This window comes from Sporolactobacillus terrae DSM 11697, from assembly GCF_000648615.1.
GTDB classification, from domain to species: Bacteria; Bacillota; Bacilli; order Bacillales; family Sporolactobacillaceae; genus Sporolactobacillus; species Sporolactobacillus terrae.
Genome location: NZ_JFZC01000015.1, coordinates 32,772 through 55,112, shown reverse-complemented (window position 1 = coordinate 55,112; position 22,341 = coordinate 32,772). Strand labels below are relative to the sequence as shown.

Annotated in this window: 25 protein-coding genes, 1 pseudogene and 1 riboswitch; of the genes and pseudogenes, 17 read left to right on the top strand and 9 right to left on the bottom strand. The window is 46.2% G+C overall.

The window, feature by feature from the left end; all coding sequences use genetic code 11:
* Positions 1-190 precede the first annotated feature (190 nt).
* From AA84_RS0102355 to AA84_RS18255, 6 genes are all read left to right on the top strand, one after another.
* A complete protein-coding gene (locus AA84_RS0102355; protein ID WP_037562729.1) occupies positions 191-976 on the top strand; it encodes a sugar phosphate isomerase/epimerase family protein in 786 nt (261 codons plus the stop codon).
* Complete coding sequence (gene surE / locus AA84_RS16930; protein WP_051577779.1) at positions 973-1,779, top strand: 5'/3'-nucleotidase SurE; 807 nt, start codon at positions 973-975, stop codon at positions 1,777-1,779. Before AA84_RS0102355 ends, surE begins: the two co-directional genes overlap by 4 nt.
* Positions 1,766-2,800: an ABC transporter substrate-binding protein gene (locus AA84_RS0102345; RefSeq protein WP_028975856.1), complete on the top strand. Its 1,035-nt coding sequence runs from the start codon at positions 1,766-1,768 to the stop codon at positions 2,798-2,800. Before surE ends, AA84_RS0102345 begins: the two co-directional genes overlap by 14 nt.
* A 19-nt stretch (positions 2,801-2,819) precedes the next feature.
* Positions 2,820-4,559, top strand: coding sequence for an ABC transporter permease (locus tag AA84_RS16925; RefSeq protein ID WP_051577778.1), 1,740 nt, complete (start codon positions 2,820-2,822; stop codon positions 4,557-4,559).
* On the top strand, positions 4,549-5,646 hold the full coding sequence (locus AA84_RS16920; protein WP_051577776.1) for an ABC transporter ATP-binding protein: 1,098 nt from the start codon (positions 4,549-4,551) through the stop codon (positions 5,644-5,646). Before AA84_RS16925 ends, AA84_RS16920 begins: the two co-directional genes overlap by 11 nt.
* Before the next feature lie 539 nt (positions 5,647-6,185).
* The gene (locus AA84_RS18255; protein ID WP_051577775.1) at positions 6,186-7,256 is read left to right on the top strand and encodes a GGDEF domain-containing protein; all 1,071 of its coding nucleotides are present in this window, start codon (positions 6,186-6,188) and stop codon (positions 7,254-7,256) included.
* A 52-nt stretch (positions 7,257-7,308) separates the two neighbouring features.
* On the opposite strand, the gene AA84_RS18250 is transcribed toward AA84_RS18255, so the two are convergent.
* Together AA84_RS18250 and AA84_RS0102320 are read right to left on the bottom strand one after the other, a co-directional pair.
* Positions 7,309-8,346, bottom strand: a complete 1,038-nt coding sequence (locus tag AA84_RS18250) for an HD-GYP domain-containing protein (RefSeq protein WP_051577774.1) — start codon at positions 8,344-8,346, stop codon at positions 7,309-7,311.
* Positions 8,347-8,482: 136 nt separating this feature from the next.
* Positions 8,483-8,890: a winged helix-turn-helix transcriptional regulator gene (locus tag AA84_RS0102320; protein ID WP_028975855.1), complete on the bottom strand. Its 408-nt coding sequence runs from the start codon at positions 8,888-8,890 to the stop codon at positions 8,483-8,485.
* Between the two features lie 134 nt (positions 8,891-9,024).
* Here AA84_RS0102320 and AA84_RS0102315 point away from each other — a divergent pair, with 134 nt between their 5' ends.
* Positions 9,025-9,531: a type 1 glutamine amidotransferase domain-containing protein gene (locus tag AA84_RS0102315; protein ID WP_028975854.1), complete on the top strand. Its 507-nt coding sequence runs from the start codon at positions 9,025-9,027 to the stop codon at positions 9,529-9,531.
* Positions 9,532-9,758: 227 nt separating this feature from the next.
* Here AA84_RS0102315 and AA84_RS0102310 read toward each other — a convergent pair whose 3' ends face one another.
* From AA84_RS0102310 to AA84_RS0102285, 6 genes are all read right to left on the bottom strand, one after another.
* On the bottom strand, positions 9,759-9,989 hold the full coding sequence (locus tag AA84_RS0102310) for an RpnC/YadD family protein (RefSeq protein WP_028975853.1): 231 nt from the start codon (positions 9,987-9,989) through the stop codon (positions 9,759-9,761).
* Positions 9,982-10,212, bottom strand: a complete 231-nt coding sequence (locus AA84_RS0102305) for an RpnC/YadD family protein (RefSeq protein WP_223362293.1) — start codon at positions 10,210-10,212, stop codon at positions 9,982-9,984. Before AA84_RS0102305 ends, AA84_RS0102310 begins: the two co-directional genes overlap by 8 nt.
* A complete protein-coding gene (locus AA84_RS0102300; protein ID WP_037562727.1) occupies positions 10,205-11,113 on the bottom strand; it encodes an RpnC/YadD family protein in 909 nt (302 codons plus the stop codon). Before AA84_RS0102300 ends, AA84_RS0102305 begins: the two co-directional genes overlap by 8 nt.
* A gap of 370 nt (positions 11,114-11,483) precedes the next feature.
* Positions 11,484-12,245, bottom strand: coding sequence for an ABC transporter permease (locus tag AA84_RS0102295; protein WP_028975850.1), 762 nt, complete (start codon positions 12,243-12,245; stop codon positions 11,484-11,486).
* Positions 12,242-12,898 (bottom strand): ABC transporter ATP-binding protein, encoded by a 657-nt coding sequence (locus tag AA84_RS0102290; protein WP_028975849.1) that lies wholly within the window; start codon positions 12,896-12,898, stop codon positions 12,242-12,244. Before AA84_RS0102290 ends, AA84_RS0102295 begins: the two co-directional genes overlap by 4 nt.
* Positions 12,899-13,027: 129 nt before the next feature.
* On the bottom strand, positions 13,028-13,612 hold the full coding sequence (locus AA84_RS0102285; protein WP_028975848.1) for a cupin domain-containing protein: 585 nt from the start codon (positions 13,610-13,612) through the stop codon (positions 13,028-13,030).
* 327 nt (positions 13,613-13,939) lie between these two features.
* Here AA84_RS0102285 and AA84_RS18525 point away from each other — a divergent pair, with 327 nt between their 5' ends.
* The 5 genes and pseudogenes from AA84_RS18525 to AA84_RS0102255 all read left to right on the top strand — a co-directional run bounded on the left by AA84_RS18525 (position 13,940) and on the right by AA84_RS0102255 (position 18,717).
* Positions 13,940-15,478, top strand: a complete 1,539-nt coding sequence (locus tag AA84_RS18525; RefSeq protein ID WP_081791706.1) for a C39 family peptidase — start codon at positions 13,940-13,942, stop codon at positions 15,476-15,478.
* Positions 15,479-15,716: 238 nt separating this feature from the next.
* Entirely contained in the window at positions 15,717-16,100 is a 384-nt protein-coding gene (locus tag AA84_RS0102270; protein WP_028975847.1) for a GntR family transcriptional regulator, read from the top strand.
* The gene (locus AA84_RS0102265) at positions 16,097-16,966 is read left to right on the top strand and encodes an ABC transporter ATP-binding protein (protein WP_037562725.1); all 870 of its coding nucleotides are present in this window, start codon (positions 16,097-16,099) and stop codon (positions 16,964-16,966) included. The genes AA84_RS0102270 and AA84_RS0102265 overlap by 4 nt, the downstream gene beginning before the upstream one ends.
* Positions 16,956-17,590: pseudogene (locus tag AA84_RS19310) on the top strand (ABC-2 transporter permease). The gene AA84_RS0102265 and the pseudogene AA84_RS19310 overlap by 11 nt, the downstream one beginning before the upstream one ends.
* A 92-nt stretch (positions 17,591-17,682) precedes the next feature.
* Entirely contained in the window at positions 17,683-18,717 is a 1,035-nt protein-coding gene (locus tag AA84_RS0102255; RefSeq protein WP_010026125.1) for a dipeptidase, read from the top strand.
* Here AA84_RS0102255 and AA84_RS0102250 read toward each other — a convergent pair.
* Positions 18,714-19,358: a copper homeostasis protein CutC gene (locus AA84_RS0102250; protein ID WP_028975844.1), complete on the bottom strand. Its 645-nt coding sequence runs from the start codon at positions 19,356-19,358 to the stop codon at positions 18,714-18,716. The genes AA84_RS0102255 and AA84_RS0102250 overlap by 4 nt on opposite strands.
* Before the next feature lie 81 nt (positions 19,359-19,439).
* On the opposite strand from AA84_RS0102250, the gene AA84_RS0102245 reads away from it, so the two are divergent.
* The 5 genes from AA84_RS0102245 (at position 19,440) to AA84_RS0102215 (ending at position 22,333) form a co-directional block, all read left to right on the top strand.
* A complete protein-coding gene (locus tag AA84_RS0102245; RefSeq protein ID WP_028975843.1) occupies positions 19,440-19,913 on the top strand; it encodes a GNAT family N-acetyltransferase in 474 nt (157 codons plus the stop codon).
* Between the two features lie 46 nt (positions 19,914-19,959).
* Positions 19,960-20,445 (top strand): GNAT family N-acetyltransferase, encoded by a 486-nt coding sequence (locus tag AA84_RS0102240; RefSeq protein WP_028975842.1) that lies wholly within the window; start codon positions 19,960-19,962, stop codon positions 20,443-20,445.
* Positions 20,446-20,664: 219 nt separating this feature from the next.
* Complete coding sequence (locus AA84_RS0102230) at positions 20,665-20,844, top strand: hypothetical protein (protein ID WP_010024014.1); 180 nt, start codon at positions 20,665-20,667, stop codon at positions 20,842-20,844.
* A gap of 218 nt (positions 20,845-21,062) precedes the next feature.
* On the top strand, positions 21,063-21,488 hold the full coding sequence (locus AA84_RS0102220; protein ID WP_028975841.1) for a hypothetical protein: 426 nt from the start codon (positions 21,063-21,065) through the stop codon (positions 21,486-21,488).
* Between the two features lie 32 nt (positions 21,489-21,520).
* Positions 21,521-21,623: riboswitch (purine riboswitch) on the top strand.
* A gap of 146 nt (positions 21,624-21,769) precedes the next feature.
* Positions 21,770-22,333, top strand: a complete 564-nt coding sequence (locus AA84_RS0102215; RefSeq protein ID WP_028975840.1) for a phosphoribosyltransferase family protein — start codon at positions 21,770-21,772, stop codon at positions 22,331-22,333.
* The last annotated feature ends 8 nt before the right edge of the window (positions 22,334-22,341 follow it).

Here is a 22,341-nt window from a genome sequence, read left to right as displayed (position 1 = left end):
GTTTCGCCTTTCCGCTTTCATAATCTCTTTTGGCTATTTACAAAAACGATACAGTAAAACCTGTTTTTATTTAATCGGGGTTAAAAATTCTTCTCTATCATTAAAGGTACGATAAGCAGATTAAGAAAAGGAGAGACAAGCAGCTGAGCGCTGCGAAAAATTCGCATGAACGGGAAAGGAGGGGATTCAGATGTATCTGTCATCAACGCTCTGCTGGGACAACGGAGTTGACGAAGTGATTGCTTTGGCGGCCCATCTGGGATTTTCAGGTGTTGAGGTTTGGGCGGAACAGGTATGGCAGCATGGTACGGATGAATCATCTATAGCAGCAGCACGTGCGCGTTATCAGCAAGAACTGACGCTGCATGCGGCAAGCTGGGATCTGAATCTATGCGCGCTTAATGAATCGGTACGGCAGCAATCGCTTCGGGAAATTGAACGCTCCATGGACTTAGCGCGACGCATTGGTGCTCCTAACGTCACCGTTCATCCCGGACATTATACTTTGCCGCAGCTCTCAGAACTTCAATGGACGTGGTTGATAGACAGCCTAACAAAACTGGCAAACTGCGCAGAGCAGCTGCAAGTGACGCTTTCTATCGAAATGATGGAACCCACCGCGAAAGAATTTGTGACAACCCCGGAAATGGTCAATCAATTGCTGAGCGCGTTGCCGCCATCGGTCACAACGACTTTTGACGTTGCTCATGTTCCTTTGAAAGTAAATTGTTTAGCGTCCTTTAAACGCTTAAACAGAGTTAGCAAGATTCATTTCAGCGACTCAAGTTCTGAGCGCTACCACGTACCGCTCGGCAAAGGAGCATTGCCGATGGATGTCCTTTTTCCTTTTTTACAAACCGTGGATGTCCCGGTGGTTCTCGAAGGGTTTGATCTGAGCGCGACACACGAGATTCTCCAACAAGATCTTGAGTTTATCAAGCAGATGGGTACAGCGGCGAGGGGGATGCTTCTTTGAAAATTCTTATTTCGAATGATGATGGTATTTTTGCGCCTGGGGTTGAGGCACTGGTTAATGTACTCGGGCATCTGGGTGAGGTTTGTGTGGTTTGTCCGGATCGCGAACAGAGCGGAGTCAGTCACTCCATTACACTCCGCTACCCGATTAAAGCGACCCCGCTGAACATTTTTCCTGCCAACATATCGGCATGGGCAGTGAATGGGACACCGGCGGATTGCGTCAAGATGGGGATTGAAGTGCTGATGAAGGAAAAACCGGATATTGTTTTCTCAGGCATTAATCTTGGCCCGAACATCGGCAGAGATGTCTTTTATTCGGGAACCATCGCTTGTGCCGTTGAAGCTACTCTCTATGGTATTCCGGCCGTTTCCATGTCGCTCGCTACTTTTGACGGACGTGAAATCAACTATCAGAACGTTCAGCAGCTCGTCTACGAAATCAGTGAAATTATTGTTCGAAATGCGATTCCCAAAGACTTCTTTTTAAATGTCAATCTGCCCTATACGACGCGTGAATGCTGCAGAGGTGTAAAAGTTGCGCCACTCGATCTGTCCGTGTCGCGCTATCAATATGTCGGCATGAATGACCCATACGGCAATGTTTATTACTGGCTCAAAGACAACTACCAGCAACTGGATGAGCTGACCAAGGGTTCGGACTTTATTCATTTGAAAGATGGTTATGTCACGATCACTCCAGTTCAAATTGGAAAAAATGGAAAACGAAGAATGGATCAGATGAGTCAATGGTTTAAGGAATTTAACCGCTCAAAGGAGGCATTTATTCATGAAAATCGTTAAGTATGTCATTGTTGCGCTACTATCAATCAGCATTCTTGCTGGGTGCGGCACGTCTCAATCAACGGGAAGCTCAGGCAACAGCAGCAGTGAAAAAGAAAACACCTTGTCGGGGACACTGAACTTTTATACCTCGCAGCCGGATATGGATCAGCAGAAACTTGTTGCAGCTTTTAATAAAAAGTATCCGGAGGTTAAAGTCAATGTCTTTCGCTCAGGAACCGAAGATGTAATGAGCAAAATACAAGCGGAGAAAAAGTCTGGCAACGTTCAGGCTGATGTGCTTCTGCTTGCTGATGCGGTTACTTTTGAAACGCTTAAAGATGAAGATTTGCTTCTGGCCTACAAATCAAAGCAAGCCGCTGATTTTCCAAAAGAATTGGTCGACGCCGATGGGTACTATACAGGGACAAAAGTCATGGCAACCGCACTTGCAATCAACACAAACAAAGTGAAGGAAACACCGGACTCATGGGACGTGCTGACCGATTCAAAAACAAAGGGACAGGCGATCATGCCAAGTCCGCTCTACTCGGGAGCCGCCGCATATAATCTGGGTGTGTTCACGAGAGATGACGCGCTGGGTTGGGACTTCTATAAGGAACTTAAGAAAAACCAAATCACCGTGGTTCAAGGCAATGGCGACGTACTGAAGGCTGTTGCATCCGGCAATAAGGCATATGGAATGGTGGTTGATTTTGTGGTTGCCAATGCAGCGAAACAAGGTTCGCCGATCAAACTGATTTATCCTTCTGAAGGATCTCCAGTAATTACTGAGCCGATCGGAATTATGAAGAATGCAAAAAATGAAAAAGCGGCGAAAGCTTTTGTTGACTTCGTGCTCTCTAAAGAAGGACAAGTGCTCGCCTCCAGCCTTGGTTATACACCGATTCGTCCAGGCGTTCAGGCACCGGAAGGGTTGAAAAATATTGATGAGCTTAATGTATTGAATGCAGAGATTAAGCAGCTGAATGAGTCCAGAAGCGCCGATAAAGAGCAATTTACGAACGTGTTCGGCAAGTGAGAGGGAGTGACCCGTATTCATGAACCACCCACCGTTTTTCTTCTATGGAAAAGGACGTGTTGAGCCGAGAGCAATCTGGCTCTCTTTTCCTATTCGAACCGTTGCGTTCTTAGGTCTGGTGATGCTGTTTGTCTGGCCAATTGCACGCCTTGTTGCACTTGGGTTTACTTCGGAACATGGCGTTTCACTTGAAAACTATCAGCGTATTTTTAGCGATCCGTTGACGTGGCAAGTGGTGGCAAATACGCTGGTGATCAGCACCGGATCAACGGTGCTCGCTACGATTCTAGGACTCTTTTTTGCCTGGCTGATGGCCTATGTCAACCTACGTGGGAAGAAATTAATGCAGCTGTTTATTGTTCTGCCGTTTATCATTCCGTCTTATATTACGACACTCGCATGGACGCAACTCTTTAACGAAAATGGGATTTTGGCCCAAGTGCTTGCACTGCTTCCCGGACAAGTGCATCTATGGAATCTGTACAGCTATACCGGGATGATCTTCATTCTTGGGATCACGCATTATCCGCTCGTTTATTTATTTACGGTAAATGTTTTAAGGAAAATTCCTCGGGAAATGGAGCAAGCGTGCCGGGCATCCGGCGCTTCGAAAGGCGTGACATTCTGCAAGGTGACCTTGCCGATGGCACTTCCTGGTATTGCCAGCGGTGCTTTTCTCGCCTTTCTCGCGGGACTGGATAATTTCGGTATTCCTGCTTTCTTGGGGATTCCGGCCCATATTAGCGTGCTCAGCACGCATATTTACCAACAAATGATTGGCTTCGGCCCCGATGCTTTTGGGCGCGCCTCGGTCTTTTCGGTACTGCTTGGCGTATTGGCCCTTATTGGGATGCTCGGTCAATGGCTGCTGCAGCGCATGTTTAAAGTTGGCAGCACAGCCAGCATTGATCGGCAGCCACGTGATCAACTTTCCGGGTTTTCACAGCGGTTTTTGGAGTGTACGGTTTGGTTGTTCTTTATTGCAACGGCAATGGTTCCTTTTCTGGCAATGATGATGACTTCTTTGCTTCCTGCTTATGGCTTAACCTTCACGATGCAAAATTTGAGTTTGAAAAATTACGGATTCGTTCTGTTTGAGAGTCCGGACACGCAGCTGGCAATTCGAAACAGTGTTCAACTCGCATTGGTCACTACGCTGATTGGGTCAGTGATTGGGACACTTTTTGCATACAACCAGGTGCGCAGACCGTCGCGTTGGCTGAAGATGAGTGAAACATTTATGAGTTTGCCTTACGCGCTTCCAGGCACGGTCATGGCGTTATCCATGATTTTTGTCTGGATGGAGCCGATTCCCGGCTGGAACCCCGGTATTTATGGATCGATGACGATTTTGTTTCTTGCTTATTTCACACGATTTCTTATCTTGCAGGTGAGGGGGAGCGTGACGGCGGTGCTTCAAGTTGACGTGTCCATGGAAGAAGCGTCGCACGTCAGCGGGGCAACGGGATGGACGAAATGGCGCAAAATCTTAATTCCGCTGCTTCTGCCGGGAATCTTAAGTGGCGCTGCTTTGCTGTTTCTGACGGCGCTTACGGAACTAACCGTTTCCGCGCTGCTGTATTCAGCGCAGTCGAAAACAATCGGGGTGGTCATCTTTAGCTATGAACAAGCTGGTTATACCATGCTTTCTAGCGCATTTTCCAGTTTGATTGTACTGATTATTCTGATCGGTTTTGCCCTGTTAGCTTTGGCGCAAACACTCTGGAGACGAAAAGAGGGGGGACATCATGTCCATTAACATCACGAATGTTGGGCGCAGGTTTGCTCGTTTTGCAGCGTTGAAACGCATTAATTTAACGATTAAGGATGGCGAGTTTCTGGCTATTCTGGGACCATCCGGGTGTGGAAAAACAACGTTGCTTCGTCTGATTGCCGGATTTGACACGCCTTCTGAAGGAACCATTGAAATGGAAGGAAACAAGGTTAGCAGCCCGAAACACCATTTGCCTACTGAAAAACGAAATATCGGCATGGTCTTTCAATCGTTCGCGCTTTGGCCGCATATGACGGTGCGCAAACATATTGAATTTCCGTTGAAACACCATCAGTTTGTCAATCAATCGTTAAGAAAGAATATGGAGCAGCGCACCAATGACGTATTAAAAATAATTAAATTGCAAGATTTAGCTGGTCGAATGCCCGCTGAATTATCCGGCGGTCAACGACAACGCGTTGCGCTTGGCCGGGCGATTGCCCCGGAGCCAAAAGTATTGCTTATGGATGAGCCGCTGAGCAGTTTGGATGCTGAGTTGCGCATTGCGATGCGCAGCGAATTGCAAGAAATCCACCGTTTGACCGGCACATCGATCGTTTATGTGACGCATGATCAGGGTGAAGCACTTGCGATGGCCGATCGCATTGTTGTGATGAATCAAGGCTCGATTGAACAAATTGGAACGCCGCAGGAAATCTATACACATCCGCGCACAAGCTTTGTTGCTCACTTTGTCGGCAAGGCAAATTTGCTGAAGGGCAGCTGGCAGGGACGGCGCTTTTTTCCAGAAGAGGCTGCGCACATCTCTTGGCCGGATTTCGGTGTGTCGAAGGAATTGAAACAGGAGTCCATTTACCCAGTTCGACCAGAACAGTTTTTCATTCGTCGGGATGGCGGCGAGATACCAGGAACAATTACAAACCGTCAATATCAAGGAAAAGCAATGCGTTACACGGTGCAGACAGCGGGAGGCAGCAGGCAGGTTGATACGGACCTTACGGATTACTTTCAGCTGGGCGAGTCGGTATTCCTTGTGTTCAAAACAATTCCCCTTGCCGATGCGAAAGAAGTTGAGACGGGGAGGAGCGAGAACGTTGGTGAAAGCGTATAACTTATCGTGAAAGAAACCTGCTGTTGATTTGGGTAATGGTTTGATAGCAAAACGGACACTTCGTTGGAAAAGAGTTCGGGACGCGGGATGGAAACATTCGCTGTTTCCGTCTCTCTTTTTTTTACATAAAATCAGTGATCGAGCATCCTTTTGAAGGTGCAATTGATGCAAGCGGATGAATAGCCACGCCTCTTCATCAGACCCATGACTAAGGAATTATGGATGCTTTTGAAGAAGACTTAAAAGGAAACGAGTAGGATATTTATTTAAATAAACCTATTTCCTAAGTATTTTTTCCTAGTTTTTCCTGGATAATAAGGTATAATGATAATAATTATCATATTAGTTCTACACTTGGCGGTATATCGACGGCATTTCTTGGGTCGATTAAACTGCACTTTAGATTTTGTCTGCATGACTCATCATTGGCTCAATATAATACAATGGAGCGCCAGATACGTGCATCTTGACATCTCCTTCCTGCTCCTCAATTCTTCATTTTTGCGACTTTTATCTGGTATTACAGAGGTTGAATCGTTATGAAAAAAATAGTCATACAAACCAATGATCCTTATGGTGAAAACGGGACTGAGAATGACCGGAAATTTGTTGTTTTCTGTACGAATCTGTTTACCTTTTCGTTTATTGCACATGTTTTGCTCATGCCTGTTTTTTCTTTTTTTGGCAATCCTTTGATTCTCACGCTCGATCTATCGGCTGCTGCTTTGGATCTGTTCTGCTTAACACTTAATCGCAAACGATATGTACGTATTGCCAGTTTCCTCTGGGTTCTTGAGCTTTCGGTATTATCGAGCAGCTGCGTGCTTGTATTTGGATGGCAACAGGGCCATTATTACTATCTTTTTTCCTTGGTTCCAATTGTTTTCTTTGCGCGATGGCCCGGTGCTTTGCGTATTGCCGTTGCGCTTTTTCTTTTCGGCGATACGTTGTTTTTGTACGATTATACACAGACGCATTCACCGGTTACACCGCTCATTCCATATATGGCAACGTCAATGTATTTGATTAATGTGGCAATCAACTTTATTGGGCTTGGTTACGCTTCCTACTTCTATCGTGCGCATTCGGAACAATTGGAACGACAACTGCTGCGGAAGGCAAATACGGATGGCTTAACGGGAATTCACAATCGCAGGTCGTTTGAATGCAGAGCACAAGTTCAACTGGTACAAACGGATCATCAGGATGAGTGCGCACTCATTTATTTTGACCTGGATCATTTTAAACGAATTAATGATTCCTATGGGCATGCGGCCGGAGATCGTGCGTTAAAGATGGTTGCGGAGGCGTGCCGGCATGTGCTGCGCAAAGAGGATCTCTTTGCCCGAATCGGTGGGGAGGAATTTGCCGTCTTCTTGGCAAACACGTCGCGGAATGAAGCGATAAGCATTGCAGAGCGGCTTCGAAAGCAAATTGAATCGTGCTGTTTAACGTTTCAGGATGGGAAGCGTTTCTTCCTAAGCGCAAGTATTGGCCTTGCTGCCCCACAATTAAATGAGAAACGATTGGATCTTCTGATGGCGAATTCAGATCTTGCTCTTTATCAAGCGAAAAGAGACGGACGGAATCGCGTGGTTTCATTTATTTGAACCAAGCATGATCGGAAAAGTGATCGCGTAGGATGCGGTGCGAACACCTTGGTCATCGCAGGGGAACTGCTCCTTCTTCGTTAAACTGATCATAAAGCGTTTGAAATGATTTTTCATGCGCGAGGAAAACATCGGTGATGACCGGATCGAAATGTCGTCCTCGTTCATGTTTTATAATTTCCACTGCCTTTTCATGAGAATAACCGGGTTTATAGGGGCGTTTTGAACGCAGGGCATCATAGACATCGGCAAGGGCGACAATACGAGCCGAGAGCGGGATGGCATCGCCTGCGCTTCTGTCGGGATAACCACTGCCATCCCATTTTTCATGATGCGAGCGAGTGAGTGCAATCCCCATTTGTAAAAATTTATTGCCCGGATATTTTTGCTGGATTTCCGACAAGGTTTCGGCACCAATCACGGTGTGCGTCTTCATCACTTCAAATTCCTTTTCCGTTAATTTTCCCGGTTTGAGCAGGATGTCGTCAGCGATGCCGACCTTCCCAATATCATGAAGCGGACAGGCTTCATAAAGCGTTTCGATATAGGCGCTGTCCACCTGTTTTTGAAACTTTGGCAGGCGTTGAAGTTCTTCAGCGAGCAGCTTGCACGATGAGGAAACGCGTTCGACATGGGCACCTGAGGTCACATCTCTGGATTCAAGCAGCTTTACAAGCGAGAATAGGGTGGCGCTTTGCGCTTTTTGAAGCGTGCGTTCACGGCGAAGATTCTGTTCATAATTTGCCTTGTAGTAGTCGGCGAGAAAACCAATCACAAAAGCAACCATGACAAAAATGGCAAGGCGCATCAACCAATTTACCGGATATTGTGTGGCTTGAAACTGATTTAAGGGCATGAACGGACCGATCACCAATCCGCTTACACAGGCATGGATCATTCCATGAATTTTGCCGCGAGTCACTGCAACCAGCGTAATTGGCAAATACATCAGGTTGGTATAGGCATAGACTGTTCCTCCGGCTAAATAGATGATCAGTGCAATAATCATCGAGCAGATGTAGCAGCAGACAAGAAGAAACGGTTGAGTACATGCAGCGTGTTGTGTGATGCGCTTGGTCCGGGTTTTCACAGCTAATCACCTTTATCTCGTTGTTTCGAAAGGATGTTGTTTTTATTAATATAGCAATTTTTTCACCAATTGGAAATGAATTTATAGACTATTCGTTGTGTTCATCTTTTTCGAACAAATAGGTGGCATCTTTTTTTTATTCTTTCTTTTTAATTGCTTCCTCATTGATATTGCGCGGCGCAACGTGTTTGAGCTGTTTCAGCCGATTTGTCCCCCATTCGAACATGAGATCGATAATCGGAAGGAGCGTTTGCCCTAGTGCTGTGATCTCATAGTCAACGCGAACCGGCACTTCAGGATACAGAGTACGTGTGATCAGTTCGTCTTCTTCAAGCTCACGCAGCTGCTGGGTCAGCACTTTATTGGAGGCATGCGGCAACAGCTTTTTTAATTCACCGAAGCGATAGATACCGTCCTTCCCTAAATGATATAAAATAACGAGCTTCCATTTGCCACTGAACATCGATAGGGTGAGTTCTTTGGCGCAGCCGTAATCTCCCGACAGCAATTTCTTTTGGACGTCTTTGCGTACGACATCGGTCATTTGAATCCCTCATTTCTTCGCCTTGGTTACTTTCTGGTTACTGGATAACAAAAAAGTGCGTACTTTAAAAATTAATATACCAAGTATACCATATAGTTGTTGGTATCAAAAAGAACCTTAGGAGGAATTAAGATATGAGCAAAGTAGCCGTTCTTGTAACAAATGATGTTGAAGATATTGAATTTACGTCACCGAAAGAAGCTTTGGAGGCTGCCGGCCATAAAATTACCGTGATTGAGAAAGAAGCAGGTACCGAATTAACCGGCAAACATGGCACGAAGATTCCTGTGGATAAAGGGATTGATGAGGTAAATCCGGAAGACTTTGATGCGCTGCTCATTCCAGGCGGCTTCTCGCCCGACCAGCTGCGCGTTGATCCGCGGTTTGTTGCATTCACGAAATACTTCTTGGCTTATAATAAACCGTTGTTTTCAATCTGCCATGGCCCGCAGCTCTTCATTCAAACCGGTTTGGTTAAGGGGCGCACGCTAACAGCTTACGCATCCATTCAACCGGATTTGTACTATGCAGGTGCGGTTGTAGAGAACGAACCGGTTGTGATTGACCATGCGCTGATTACCAGCCGCGTTCCTGATGATCTGCCTACATTTAACAAAGCGATTGTTGATGCACTGGCCTAATTGAACTTGCGTGTGTGAGTACACGACTAAATCTACGGTGTTTCATGCCTTAAGCGGAGTAAGCGAAACAGCTGCTTCGCTTAAGGCATTTTTTGTACGCACACAAATAAAAAAATTAAACCCTCGCGTCCCAAGACCGTTCTTGGAACACGTGGATCCAACTTCACCTGTACAAGCAAATACGGCAGGCGGTCATTCATTGGGTGAACACTATAATTCAGCTTATTTTACCCATTGTGATCCTCCAACTTAATGATCTCTTTATCGCTTAATCCGGTTAGTTCGCTGATTTCAGCATGACCCATTCCTTTTTGCAACAGTTTTCGGGCAAATTGTTCCTTTGCTTTTCGCTCTCCTTGTTCAATCCCTTGTTCAATTCCCTCTTTCTTTCCGCGATCATAAAAGGAATTGGGCCACTTGAGCACTTCTTCGCGAATTTTTATGCTCATTTTACCCATTCTGATCCTCCAACTTAATGATCTCTTTATCACTCAATCCGGTTAGTTCACTGATTTCAGCATGACCCATTCCTTTTTGCAACAGCTTTCGTGCAAATTGTTCCTTTGCTTTTCGTTCTCCTTGTTCAATTCCTTCTTCAATTCCCTCTTTCTTTCCGCGATCATAAAAGGAATTGGGCCACTTGAGCACTTCTTCGCGAATTTCTATGCTCATTTTACCCATTCTGATCCTCCAACTTAATGATCTCTTTATCACTCAATCCGGTTAGTTCACTGATTTCAGCATGACCCATTCCTTTTTGCAACAGCTTTCGTGCAAATTGTTCCTTTGCTTTTCGTTCTCCTTGTTCAATTCCTTCTTCAATCCCTTGTTCAATTCCTTGCTCAATTCCCTCTTTCTTTCCGCGATCATAAAAGGAATTGGGCCACTTGAGCACTTCTTCTCGAATTTCTTCCGGAAGCTTTTTTGCTTGATCCATCAATTGATCCACCTCTTCCTTTTCTAATTGAAGATAGGTCTCGAAAAATCCATTGATCATGCTTTCACGTGCTTCTCCAAGATGCATGGTGATCATTTGCCTGATAAAAGCAAGTCGTACTTGTACACGTTCCCTTTTCGAGTAGTTCATCTTGCTCATCAGCGCGGCGGCGGCAGGATTATTGCTGTTCATAAATTTTCGCCAGCTCATTCTGGAAAGTTCGAGTTTCAAAAAATGGAACGCGCTAACAACCATTAGATGCGGCACTTTGACCACAAATTCGTCCGGTTCATCTCTAACTCCATCATAACTGAAAATGGCGATTGGTAAAACAGGTTTTCGAAATTTCAGATAGATCATGCTGTAATAGATATACATCCGTTCGGAAAAATCATCTTGGTAATAATTCTGTGCTTCAAGATGGACAATCAGGATGACATCCTTTTTTGATTTCAGCTTCGTTTCTGCGATAACATCTGCCCGTTTTTTGTCGCCTTCGACCATATCCGCAAACAGTTCCTCGGAAAGGAATTTTTTCTCGGAAAGATCAAGTGCCTGGTAAATTTTCGGGAAGAATGCTTCGAGAAATTCATCAAAAAACGCGTGAAGCAGGACTTTAAAGCGTCGATCGTGGTCTATAGACATAGGAAGCCTCCTTGCGAGGTATGTTTCGGTCATTCGAGAGGAATGTGTGAAGCGAATCGAGAAGAGAACAAATGAGAACAAATGATCGTGCTTGCTATTAGTATACCTTATATTGAAAATGCTTCAAGTCGTTTAGAGAAAACAGTGCCGGGTTGATGTGACTAAAAACTCGGTATCGGGTGGGTCTTCAATCGCCTTTAGCGGAAGTTCCTTTTACAATTAGCGAAAGTTTCACTTTTATAACGCTAATCATCGTATCAGCAAGGTAATTTATAAACTTTCTTTACCTGTAAAAACGGCTGCTTCTCCCAGCAGCCGTTGAATTGAAATAAGCGGAGCAACATGCATCCGCTTTTTATTGTTTCGGCAATCACTTCACCTGCATGCGCGCGTTAAAGAAGGCGCGGTAGGCGAGGGAGCAAGCAATGAATGAAGCAATTGCCGTTGTCGACAGCAGCATGAAGGTGACCATCAGCTGGTATTTGATCGCCTCAAGCGGCGAAGCGCCGGCAAGGATTAAACCGGTCATCATCCCGGGTAGGGATACGATCCCCAGTGTTTTAGCAGAATCAATTGTCGGCAGCATTCCGGTTTTTATTGAATCGCGGATGATGTCAATCGAAGAGGCGCGAATGTCTGTACCGAGCGCCAGCTTAGTTTCGACTTCCTCACGTTTCGTCTTGAAGTCGGCGGTCATCTGTTTATAGCACAGCCCGAGCGCAACCATGGCGTTGCTGATAATCATGCCGCCAATCGGAATCATTTGGTACGGTTCGTAGTGAATCGTCTTTGAGAGCAGAAGCACCGTCAAGGTTACGAGTGCGCCGATCAAAATGGAAAAAAACGAAATCTCGAGCCCATGTCTTATCGTGCGGCCGCGTTTTGCTGCATTATACGCGGCGTTAAACGTCATGAAGAGCAGCAAAAAGGTTGTGAATAGGGGATTTTTCACCCCGAATACATAATTCAAAACATAGCCGACCGCAATAAGCTGGATGACGGCACGAATCACGCTGATCAGCGTTTCTTTTTCAAGCTTCAGCTTCTGCCAATACGAGAAAAAGAGCGTGACAAGTACCAGCGAAGAAGCAATCAAGAGCGAGCTGGTTTGAATCGCAGCTGAGCCGTTCATCGAATCGCCTCCAATGAGCGGACTTCCCCGGTATCAATGGTCAGGATCTTATTCGCGTACTTGCGGCTCTGCTCCGGATTATGGGTGATCCACAGAATGGTTATACCCGCTTGATTCAGCGCCTCAATGACTTTTTCAACGATTTGCGTGTTTGCTACATCGAGCGCCGAGGTCACTTCGTCCAGCAGCAGAATTTCCGGCTGAAAGACGATACTGCGCATCAGGGCAATGCGCTGCTTTTCTCCGCCGGAGAGATGCTGAATTTCCTTTTCCAAATTGCTTGTCGACATTTGAAAAGCCGCGAATAATTCCTCAAGCCGGTCCGGATCGACGGGCTTGTTTCTCAGCAAAAACGGATACTCCAGATTGTTGCGCACCGTATCCCCGAACAAGTAGGGCATCTGAAAGCAATAACTGATCTGTTTGCGCAGTTCCATTGGATTGAAGCGCATCAGATCTTGCCCGTGAAAGTGAATCGTTCCTTCAGTGGGACTGATGAGGTGGCAGCACAGCCTGAGCACTGTACTCTTTCCGCTTCCAGATGGACCGACAATCGACAGAAAATCCCCTGCTTCAATGGATAATGAGAGATCGTTAACAATAGTTCTGTTTTCTCTAGTAAACGAGACATGTGAAAACTCAAGTAAAGACACAAAAGCACCGCCGTTTCCTTTTTCTGCATGAGAATTGTTGCTCTTGTTAGTGTAGACTATTTTCCTATTTTAAGCATTTAATAAAGTCGAATGGGTACGAAAAAATAGGATTCGGCGGTAGTGTGAGTATCAATGTTCGGCAGCCATGGCGTCGGCCTTTGTTTCGTGAACCGTTCCATGTGGATGTTGTGGTGGCGCATAAATCGAGTACAGTTTGATCGGTCGATTGCCTGTATTGATTAAGTTGTGCCATTTTCCAGCAGGGATGATAAAGGCAAAGTCATCGGATACCGGTCTCTGAAACGTGAGCTGGTCTTGCCGATCACCCATCATGACAAGTCCTTGACCCTCCTCGATACGGATAAATTGATCCAGATGCGGATGAGCTTCAAGCCCAATATCTCCGCCAACAGGGATGCTCATCAACGTCAGTTGCAGATGACTCCCCGTCCATAATGCGCGTCGATAGGCGTTATTCCGCTTGGTTACTTCTTCTATATTAAAAGCAATCGGAGCCGGACCGTAATCGTTCCGGTTCATGACAGCCGGTCGAAACGCCGGTTCATAAACCGAGCCTTGCGCGTAGGCGGGGTCAGGATAATAAACGGGCATTTGCCAGGCAGGATTCTGTGGATACGGCGAAAATTCAGCACGGCCGGCATCCCCAGAATCCCGCCAATTATAGGGGATCGGGTACATTTGATTTGAATACATTGGATTCATCCTTTCGTTCCTATCGGTTAACACACTGTATGTCAGGGCGTTTGAAACGGTGCGCGACGAATCAAAGCTTCTGAGCATAACCTTCCATCGTTCTGCACGGTTGATTTGTCCTATGAAAAGTGATCAGTAGGTGCGAATAGTTCGCGCCGATATGCATTGCTGTGCCATTAATCGATTAAAAGTTAGAATTAAAAAAATATATTGAAAATAGTCGTACCGACTCTATTCTCTTTGTTTCTATCGGCTTATGTTAGAAATTAAGAGATTATTTATTGCGATCTTTTCACTCGCAATAAATAATAGTGGGGAGGCATCCGAATGAAAAAAGGACTCAAATCTGCATTGGCGATTGCTCTGGTATGTTTGATTGCCGGCATTCCGGTACAAACCTTTGCGCGGCATGCCAAAGCATCAGGGAAAGAAAGTGATCATACGTACATCATCCGTTCAGCAAAGGAATTTTCAACAGGAGCACTCCAAAATGTGACGATTCATCAACGTCCCGGCGACGGTGCGGTGACCTTGAAAAAAACGCACGGCAGCTATGCGCGCGACGGTGTGTTTGTATCCCCGGAAATTTCAACCGATCCATTCGAGTATCTGATTGCTTCTTGGAACAGCGACACGCCGGCAGGAACTCATGTTGAGATTCAGGTGCGTGCCTTAATCAAGCATGATCATGGGGACAATGAGCAGGTCAAGGATTGGTCGACATGGAGAACCTGGGGAAAATGGGGGACGAACATCAAACGATCGAGCGTTAGCGACAAATCGGATCCGCTTGCTTATATTGATGTGGATACATTCACGGTACGTGGCAGCCGCGGCGAAACGGCGGACAAATTCCAGATCAGAGCGCTTTTGCATACCGATAATCCACAGGCGGCGCCGACGGTTCGGCTGCTTGCGGCATCCACTGCGCTGGGCTGGGGTACGATGAGCCAGCATCCGACGACAATTAAACTGAATAAAGATATTGAGACACCTGCCTACTCGCAGATGATTCGTGATCCGAAAATCGCTCATTCGATTTGCAGCCCAACGACCATTACAATGGCACTGAATCGTATGGGTGAAAACCTACTTCTCGAGGAGACGGCGCTTCGTGATTATGATTATGACTATGAAGGATTCGGAAACTGGGCGTTCAGCTCAGCGCTTGCCGGCAGCTACGGTTATCAATCGTATTCAACTTTTACGGATCTTGACGGTTTGAAGCGCGAAATTAAAGCGGGGTATCCGGTCGCTGTCAGCGTTCGCTACACGAATGACCCGTCGAATACGCATGAGCCGTATGTAGAAGGTGCACCGGGTACGACACCGGGGCATCTGATTCTTGTGCGCGGTTTCGAGACAATGAATGGGCAGGATTATGTGATTGTTAATGATTCGTTCGCGCCGTCCGACGATACCGCAGTGCGAAAGTATAAGGTTGATCAATTCCAAAAGGCGTGGGCGAACGGCGTTGCTTATATTGTTCACAGCAAAGAAAAAGGTGGCGCGGGGGATTCAGCTGCAAAGCGTATCCATGCAGACCTGCGTCCGACAAGCAGTGAACATGAATATGCGCTCTATGTCGGCAAGAAAAAAATTGAGATTCCGGCAAACTTTACTGCAGATGTCCGTCCATTGACGGAAGAGTCCGGAACATTGGCCTATACGATTTCCGATGGGAAAAAATATGATACGGACGCGCACAAGAAATTTTACTATACACATGAAACGTCGGACGGCAACATTGCTCTTGATCTTGACACGATAAAAAGCGAGCAGAACGGAAAGACCGCCAAGCTGACGCTTTATGTGCTGAGCACAACCGGTGACAACTATGTTGCGACACTTAATTTGGACAAATAAGGAAAGGGATGTAGCGCTCCTGCTAAGACTAAGACTTGAGAGGCACTTTTTTTATTGAAGATCATTGCGAAAGCGAATACAAAAAGCAGAACGGCGGAGTTAAAGCGAAAACTCCAAAAGTAAAAGCACCTCTTGATGATGCAACTCATCAGGAGGTGCTTTTCTTAAACCTATTGTACATATTGTGTATATTGTATATAATCAATTTGTACAGATGAGCACATAAAGAGGTTGCAGAATGAAAATTATTATTCAAAATCGATCAAATCAGCCCTTGTATCAACAGATTAAGGATCAAATCAAGCAAGCGATTATGACGAACGCATTGGAAGAGGGCGAGCGTCTGCCGACAATACGCGCGTTGGCCAATGATCTGCATGTCAGCGTTTTAACCACAAAGAAGGCATACGCGGAACTTGAAGCGGAAGGATTCATCACCACGCGGGTCGGTAAAGGCTCGTATGTTGCGCCGGAAAACCTAGAGCTGCTGATTGAATCCAAGCGGAAAATGGTAGAAGAAAAGCTGCTCGCTGCCTGCCGGATGGCGCGTCAACTGGGGATCGAAAAGAGCGCATTGCATGAGATGCTGGATCTCTTATTTGAAGAGGAGGATGAACGATGACCCAAGCGGTGTTAGAAGTAAATCAATTGACTAAACGATTTCAGCGTTTTTGCCTCGATCATGTGAATTTTTCATTAGAAGAAGGCTGTATCACCGGATTTATCGGGACAAACGGTTCTGGGAAAACAACGACCATTAAATCGATTCTCGGTCTCGTGGTTAAGGATTCCGGGCGGATTCGTTTGTTTGGCGAAGACCTGAATAAAAATGAACGCAAACTGAAGGATCGGATCGGGTTTGTTATGGATGAAGGCTATTTTTATGAGAATCTGACCCTCAAAGCGATGAAAAACGTACTCGCCGCGGCGTATTCACAGTGGGACGAGGCTGTTTTTCTCAGCTACATCAAACGCTTTAAGTTGGATCTAAAACAGAAGATTGCCAGCTTATCCAAAGGGATGCGGATGAAGTACGCGGTGGCGCTTGCGCTCTCACATCATGCTGATCTCTTGATTATGGATGAACCGACAAGCGGGCTTGATCCGCTGGTGCGTAGCGAGTTGATGGATATTCTGCTTGAGTTCATGCAGGAAGAAGGAAAAAGTGTCTTTTTTTCGACCCACATCACGTCCGATCTGGAGAAAATTGCTGATATGCTCATCCTGATTGATCATGGGCAAATAATCTTTGAAGAAGAAAAAGATGAGCTACTTGAAACGCATGTGCGTGTCAAAGGAGACAACGCTTGGATCAATGAAGAGACACGTGGACTTTTTTTGAGTGTGCGCCAGTCGCCATACGGTTTTGAAGCGGTAACGAATCAAAGGGACAACGTGCGTGCGGTCATGCCTGAAGCAGTGATTGAGCGCGCGTGCATTGAAGACATCATGCTGGCGTATATTGGAGGTGACCACGATGCTGATTAATCTTGTATTGAAGGACTTTATCTTGATCAAAAAAGATCTTCTTTTCTTTATGGCGTTTGCCATTGTTGCTCCGATCTACCTTGCTTCGCAGATGATGGCCAGCTCAATCAGCTTTTTTATCGTTGTACTGTTTATTGCCTATCTTTCATACAATCATGTGATGACCGATGAGTATAAATATAAAGGGACTTCACTGCTGTGCGCGACCCCGTATATGCGGAAATCGGTTGTTCTGGCAAAATACCTCGATGTCTCATTTTTATGTTGTGCGCGTTGATTCAGATGATGACCGCGACGGTGGTTCCAATGTACATGGAACGACTGTCGGTCTCTGGCTTCAGTGTGAGCCTGCTCTTTTTCAGTCTCTTTTTTGCTATTCTGATTCCGGTTCAATACAAGTTTGGCTATGAAAAAACGCGTCGAATCTTTCTCGTCATTATTTTCTGCACGCCATTTGCCCTTGGCTACTTGATGAAAGGGTTGCGCACGCATCCGATTCACTTCTCGTATGCGCTGCCTTTTCCAGCGATGATTCAGCATTGGATTCCGGCGCTAGTCGGTGTGCTGATTACCTTGCTTTCAATCATGCTTTCTTTGCGCATTTTTGCGCGCAAGGATCTGTAATCTGCTCCGTTTCTGCTCGTGATATAATGAAGAAAATGAATGCATCCTCAGCTGTTGGGGATGCATTTTGTGATACATAGGGGGAATTGGCTGTGGAGGAATCGATTCAGGCACATGCACAGCGGCTGCATGAACACTATATCGTGCTTGACGCGCATTTTGATCTGTTGATGGAAGTGGATTTGCGGCGCAAGCTGGGCTACCGTAAAGTGATTGAGACGGATTTTCTGCCGGATCTACGCGCGGGCGGGGTTAGCGCACTGGTCTGCTCGTTGTTCATTGAAAGTGAGTACCTGCCGGAAATGGGCTTGAAAATGGCACTTGATCAGATTAGTGCACTTTATTCGGAAATTGAGGAGTCTCCGGATAAACTTCAGCTCTGCACGACTTATGATGCGGTTTTAGATGCGCACGCGCATAATAAGCTGGCAATCTTACTTTCTCTTGAGGGCGTGGACCCACTTACCAATGATCTTGGACTCTTGCAGATATTCTATCAGCTTGGGGTGCGCTTTGTCGGACTGACCTGGAGCAGGCGCAACTTTGCCGCCGATGGCAGTCATTTTAAAGCGGTTGATGAAGGACGGCAAGGCGGACTGACGGAGTTTGGGGTGAAATTGGTCGAAGAGGCGGCACGGCTTAAGATGATCATTGATGTCAGTCATTTGAACGATGCTGGTTTGGCCGACGTTCTGGAGCGCAGCCGCTGCCCGATTATTGCCTCACACTCCAACGCACGCGCGCTCGCCTCATCAATGCGCAACCTAACAGACGATCAGATTCGCGAGCTGGCCGCAAGAGGCGCTGTGATCGGAATGAACGGGTTCAATGCGTTTGTCTCCGACCGTTATGAAGACGGTGATGTGGCGCACTTGATCGATCATTTGGATTATATGGTTAACTTGGTTGGCATCGACCATGTCGGTGTTGGTCTCGATATTTGCACCTTCCTGACCGAACTGCCGCTTAAGCCGGCGGGACATACGCGCGAATCCTTTGATGTGATTCCGAGTCATAAGCATCTGCCGCTGTTTACCGAGGAACTGATCCGGCGCGGCTACTCTGATGAGGCAATCGGATTAATCCTCGGCGGGAATTTTCTCAAGCTCTATCAGCAGCTGCTTTAAGGAAGCGGAACAATTTTCGTACCATGGACCTCTTGAACCGACAACTGCTGAGCAACGAACGCAGCGTTCACGGTCGTGATGCCGCCGCCAGGCAGAATGATCAGGCGGCCGGCGGCATGGTGAATCAATTTGCGCAAATGATTCACGTGATGCGTGATCGGCTGATCCATTGGTCCGCCATGGGTCAGGATTCTTTTAACACCGCGGGCCGCTAACCAGTCAATGGCAACAAATTGATCCTCGTGGGAGAGTTGATCAAATGCCATATGAAAGGTGATTTCTAAATCGAAAGCTGCATCGATTAAGTCAGCAGTTGCACCCACATCGAGCTGATTTTGATCGGTCAGGCATCCAAAAACGACGCCATCAGCACCGAAGCGGCTTGCCTGATCGATGTCTGCACGCATGATGCAGTGCTCATTTCGGGTAAAGACAAAATTACCGCCGCGAGGACGAATCATGACCATTACCGGGATGTTGCGGGCATGGCAGAAGCGGACCGTATGCGCCATAACGCCGGAGCTGACCGTGGTACCGCCGACTGCGAGGTTGTCGCACAGCTCAATCCGGTCTGCACCGCGTTCAATTGCTTTCGGAACATGGGTAAAATTTTCTGCACAGAATTCTTTGATTAAAGTCATTGAATACGCCTCTTTTCTTCATAGAGTTAGCGTACCATGAAAATGAATTTGATACGATTTTGCAAAGGCAGATGTTTTCTAATGAAGAATCGAATCGAACGAATGACACAGGAACAAGCTGAAGAAATCGCCTTTCATTGGCATTATGAGGGCGAGTATTCTTTTTACGATATGGAAGCAGATGAAGAGGATCTGCAGGAACTACTCAGCGCTGAAGCTCGCGGCGATGCTTATTACAGCGTCATCCAAGGGCAGGAACTGGTTGGCTTTTTTTGCTTTTTTCTTGTTTCAAACCAAACCATTGAAATCGGTTTAGGAATGAAGCCGGAACTAACCGGTAAGGGGAAGGGACAGCAATTCGTTGAGGCAGGCATTCAATATATTATCTCAAAAAGCAGACCCGATCATCTGACGCTGTCTGTTGCGACCTTCAATCAGCGAGCGATAAAAGTATATAAAAAAGCAGGATTTGTCGAGGAAGGCAGTTTTCTTCAGGAGACAAATGGCGGACGCTATCCATTTTTAAAGATGAATTATTGCTGCAAAGAACGCTGAGTACACGTCCTATTGAGAGGATGAGTGACAATGAGGAGTTTGGAAAATGAAATGGACAATTGATGAGATTCGTCCGAAAAGTCGAGAGTTGATTCGTCAACTTGCTCATGGAAACTGGGGCAACGATATGATGGTGGTTCACGATGCATGCTTTGACTTGGCTGATTTCCCCGGTTTCATGGCGAAAGCCGATCATCGGGTGATTGGTTTGCTGATCTACCGCATTGATGAACATTCAGACGCTGAACTTTTGTCGCTGGACAGTTTTGAAGAAAACCAAGGGGTTGGTTCCGCGCTACTTGACCGCTTCTTGAACCTTGAAGGGCCAAAACGGTTTTATCTGACGACAACCAACGACAATGTCCGCGCGCTGCAGTTTTATCAAAAACGAGGATTTTCGCTTGCGGCGTTCCGACAGCATGCAGTTCGAAAGGCAAGAAAAATAAAACCAGAAATTCCGCTTACCGCTGAGAATGGGATTCCGATTGAGCATGAGTTGGAACTGGAATGGTTTAAGGAGGATGATGGATGATGGTTGAATTTCTTGGCCATTTGGTTTCGACACTTGCGGACCTCTTTTGGTTCAATGAAAAAAAGAAAAAAACAACGCATCATAACAAACCATAAGTAATGGGCCGGGCTTCACGCGAAAGTGGAAAACAATTGACAAACTTTCAACGTGTGCGAGTCAGAGCGCGTCCTTATAATAGACTTGAGCGCTACAATAACAGATCATCGGAGGGATTCAATCATGGAAAGCTATGATGCCGTGTTAGCCTTTTTTGAAAAAGCTGATGCACCGGCAAATGCGGGTAAAGTCGCTGAAGCAACTGGAATCGACAAAAAAGAAGTCAACAAAGTCATGACCAAATTAAAAAAAGAAGAGAAGATTGTCTCACCGAAGCGCTGCTACTGGGAGATCAAGAAATGAGACAGGAGAGGAGGGAACGGTACGCCCCTCCTTTTTATTTTTTCGACCCCCCTTATGCTTTGAAGGCATTGAATCGCTTCGACGAACTAAGGCGATGCAGAGCGCGTAATTTGGATGCACTTAAAAGTTTTATCAGATGCGTCTCAATTTTTTTCTGCGTATAAGATCCGCAGCGGTTTGCCATGCTAACGAATGATCATCAGGTCTGGAGTGATAGTATGGAAACGGTTTCTGAATTGCTGCAGCGCTTGGAGTACTTGCAGCATTTTAACAGAGAGGAACGCATCTGGATGGGAACAATGGTTTCGTTTATGCGCAGACATCTGCCGGATTGGCAGGAAACAACCTTTTGCTGCATGCCGGCGTATCGAAACGGGCATCACTACATTGCTTTCTACGCATCAAGAGGGTCCTTTGCCTTTTACATCAATGACAGCGGGGAATGGCTGCATCTCAAAGAACAGCTGTCGCATGCGGCATTCGGCAAGCGATCGGTTCGTGTTCCACTTGAGAATACGGCAGTTTTGCCCGTCTTTTTTGATGCGTGTCGCAGCGTCTCAAGACGTGTAAATCGAATAAAGACGAGCGCTCAGTCGACTAATTTTTTGAAAAATGATTCGGTTGCCAAAAAATTATTACGGTGATATAATTTTATTAATGTTAGATCGAAATAAGTCGAAGAGACCTATTAAGAAACCGTATAAGTCTGCAAATAGGGTGCAGATGTTTCTACGCGGCAACCGTAAATTGCCTGCACTATGGTGTTCTGATTATTCCGAGCGAGTCGAATGCGGTTTGCGTTGCCCGCGTAATTAGGTTTGACTTGGCTCATCGGAATTCGCCATAGGCAGAGGACACCTGTTCCCTGCCTTTTTTGTTCTATGAAACCGTGAAACTTTTTGAAAGGGATACAGGTGAAGGATTAATGGATGAATATTTACTCAAAGTTGCCGGCGTCGAACGGAAATTACCGATTGTTCGGATTGCGGACAATATTAAGATCGCAAGTTTCGTTATCTTAGGGGATACAGAACTCGTTGAGGCTGCTGCTCAAGAATTGAAAGAACGGATACCGGATGCGGACTATTTTATCACTGCCGAAGCAAAAGGCATTCCGCTTGTCTATGAATTATCACGACTCTGCGGTAAGAAACGTTATTTTGTTGCAAGAAAGAGCATTAAACCGTATATGAGTGATCCGTTTGCGACGGAGGTCTATTCAATTACGACGCAAAGAAAGCAGCTGCTCTGTATTGAAAAAGAAGAAAGTGATCTAATTAAAGGAAAACGGATTCTGATTGTGGACGATGTAATCAGTACCGGGGAATCCTCGCGGGCATTGGAAGCACTGGTTACCCGTGCTGGAGGTACGGTTGTTGGTAAAGCGGCGATCCTTGCAGAAGGAAAAGACGCGGTGAAACGTGACGATATTATCTATCTGGGAGAACTGCCGCTCTTTCCCATTGAGTCATCGGATGCCATTCAATAAAGCGGGGA

Coding starts and splice junctions, on each gene's coding strand:
- AA84_RS0102250 (WP_028975844.1), bottom strand. CDS start 19,358: ATGACTTTAATCAAAGAATTCTGTGCAGAAAATTTTACCCATGTTCCG.
- AA84_RS0102245 (WP_028975843.1), top strand. CDS start 19,440: ATGAAGAATCGAATCGAACGAATGACACAGGAACAAGCTGAAGAAATC.
- AA84_RS0102320 (WP_028975855.1), bottom strand. CDS start 8,890: ATGACCGATGTCGTACGCAAAGACGTCCAAAAGAAATTGCTGTCGGGA.
- AA84_RS16920 (WP_051577776.1), top strand. CDS start 4,549: ATGTCCATTAACATCACGAATGTTGGGCGCAGGTTTGCTCGTTTTGCA.
- AA84_RS0102305 (WP_223362293.1), bottom strand. CDS start 10,212: ATGGGTAAAATGAGCATAGAAATTCGCGAAGAAGTGCTCAAGTGGCCC.
- AA84_RS0102265 (WP_037562725.1), top strand. CDS start 16,097: ATGACCCAAGCGGTGTTAGAAGTAAATCAATTGACTAAACGATTTCAG.
- AA84_RS0102310 (WP_028975853.1), bottom strand. CDS start 9,989: ATGGGTAAAATGAGCATAAAAATTCGCGAAGAAGTGCTCAAGTGGCCC.
- AA84_RS0102355 (WP_037562729.1), top strand. CDS start 191: ATGTATCTGTCATCAACGCTCTGCTGGGACAACGGAGTTGACGAAGTG.
- AA84_RS0102240 (WP_028975842.1), top strand. CDS start 19,960: ATGAAATGGACAATTGATGAGATTCGTCCGAAAAGTCGAGAGTTGATT.
- AA84_RS0102300 (WP_037562727.1), bottom strand. CDS start 11,113: ATGTCTATAGACCACGATCGACGCTTTAAAGTCCTGCTTCACGCGTTT.
- AA84_RS0102295 (WP_028975850.1), bottom strand. CDS start 12,245: ATGAACGGCTCAGCTGCGATTCAAACCAGCTCGCTCTTGATTGCTTCT.
- AA84_RS0102270 (WP_028975847.1), top strand. CDS start 15,717: ATGAAAATTATTATTCAAAATCGATCAAATCAGCCCTTGTATCAACAG.
- AA84_RS16925 (WP_051577778.1), top strand. CDS start 2,820: ATGAACCACCCACCGTTTTTCTTCTATGGAAAAGGACGTGTTGAGCCG.
- AA84_RS18255 (WP_051577775.1), top strand. CDS start 6,186: ATGAAAAAAATAGTCATACAAACCAATGATCCTTATGGTGAAAACGGG.
- AA84_RS0102315 (WP_028975854.1), top strand. CDS start 9,025: ATGAGCAAAGTAGCCGTTCTTGTAACAAATGATGTTGAAGATATTGAA.
- AA84_RS0102230 (WP_010024014.1), top strand. CDS start 20,665: ATGGAAAGCTATGATGCCGTGTTAGCCTTTTTTGAAAAAGCTGATGCA.
- AA84_RS0102215 (WP_028975840.1), top strand. CDS start 21,770: ATGGATGAATATTTACTCAAAGTTGCCGGCGTCGAACGGAAATTACCG.
- AA84_RS0102345 (WP_028975856.1), top strand. CDS start 1,766: ATGAAAATCGTTAAGTATGTCATTGTTGCGCTACTATCAATCAGCATT.
- AA84_RS0102285 (WP_028975848.1), bottom strand. CDS start 13,612: ATGTATTCAAATCAAATGTACCCGATCCCCTATAATTGGCGGGATTCT.
- AA84_RS18525 (WP_081791706.1), top strand. CDS start 13,940: ATGAAAAAAGGACTCAAATCTGCATTGGCGATTGCTCTGGTATGTTTG.
- AA84_RS0102220 (WP_028975841.1), top strand. CDS start 21,063: ATGGAAACGGTTTCTGAATTGCTGCAGCGCTTGGAGTACTTGCAGCAT.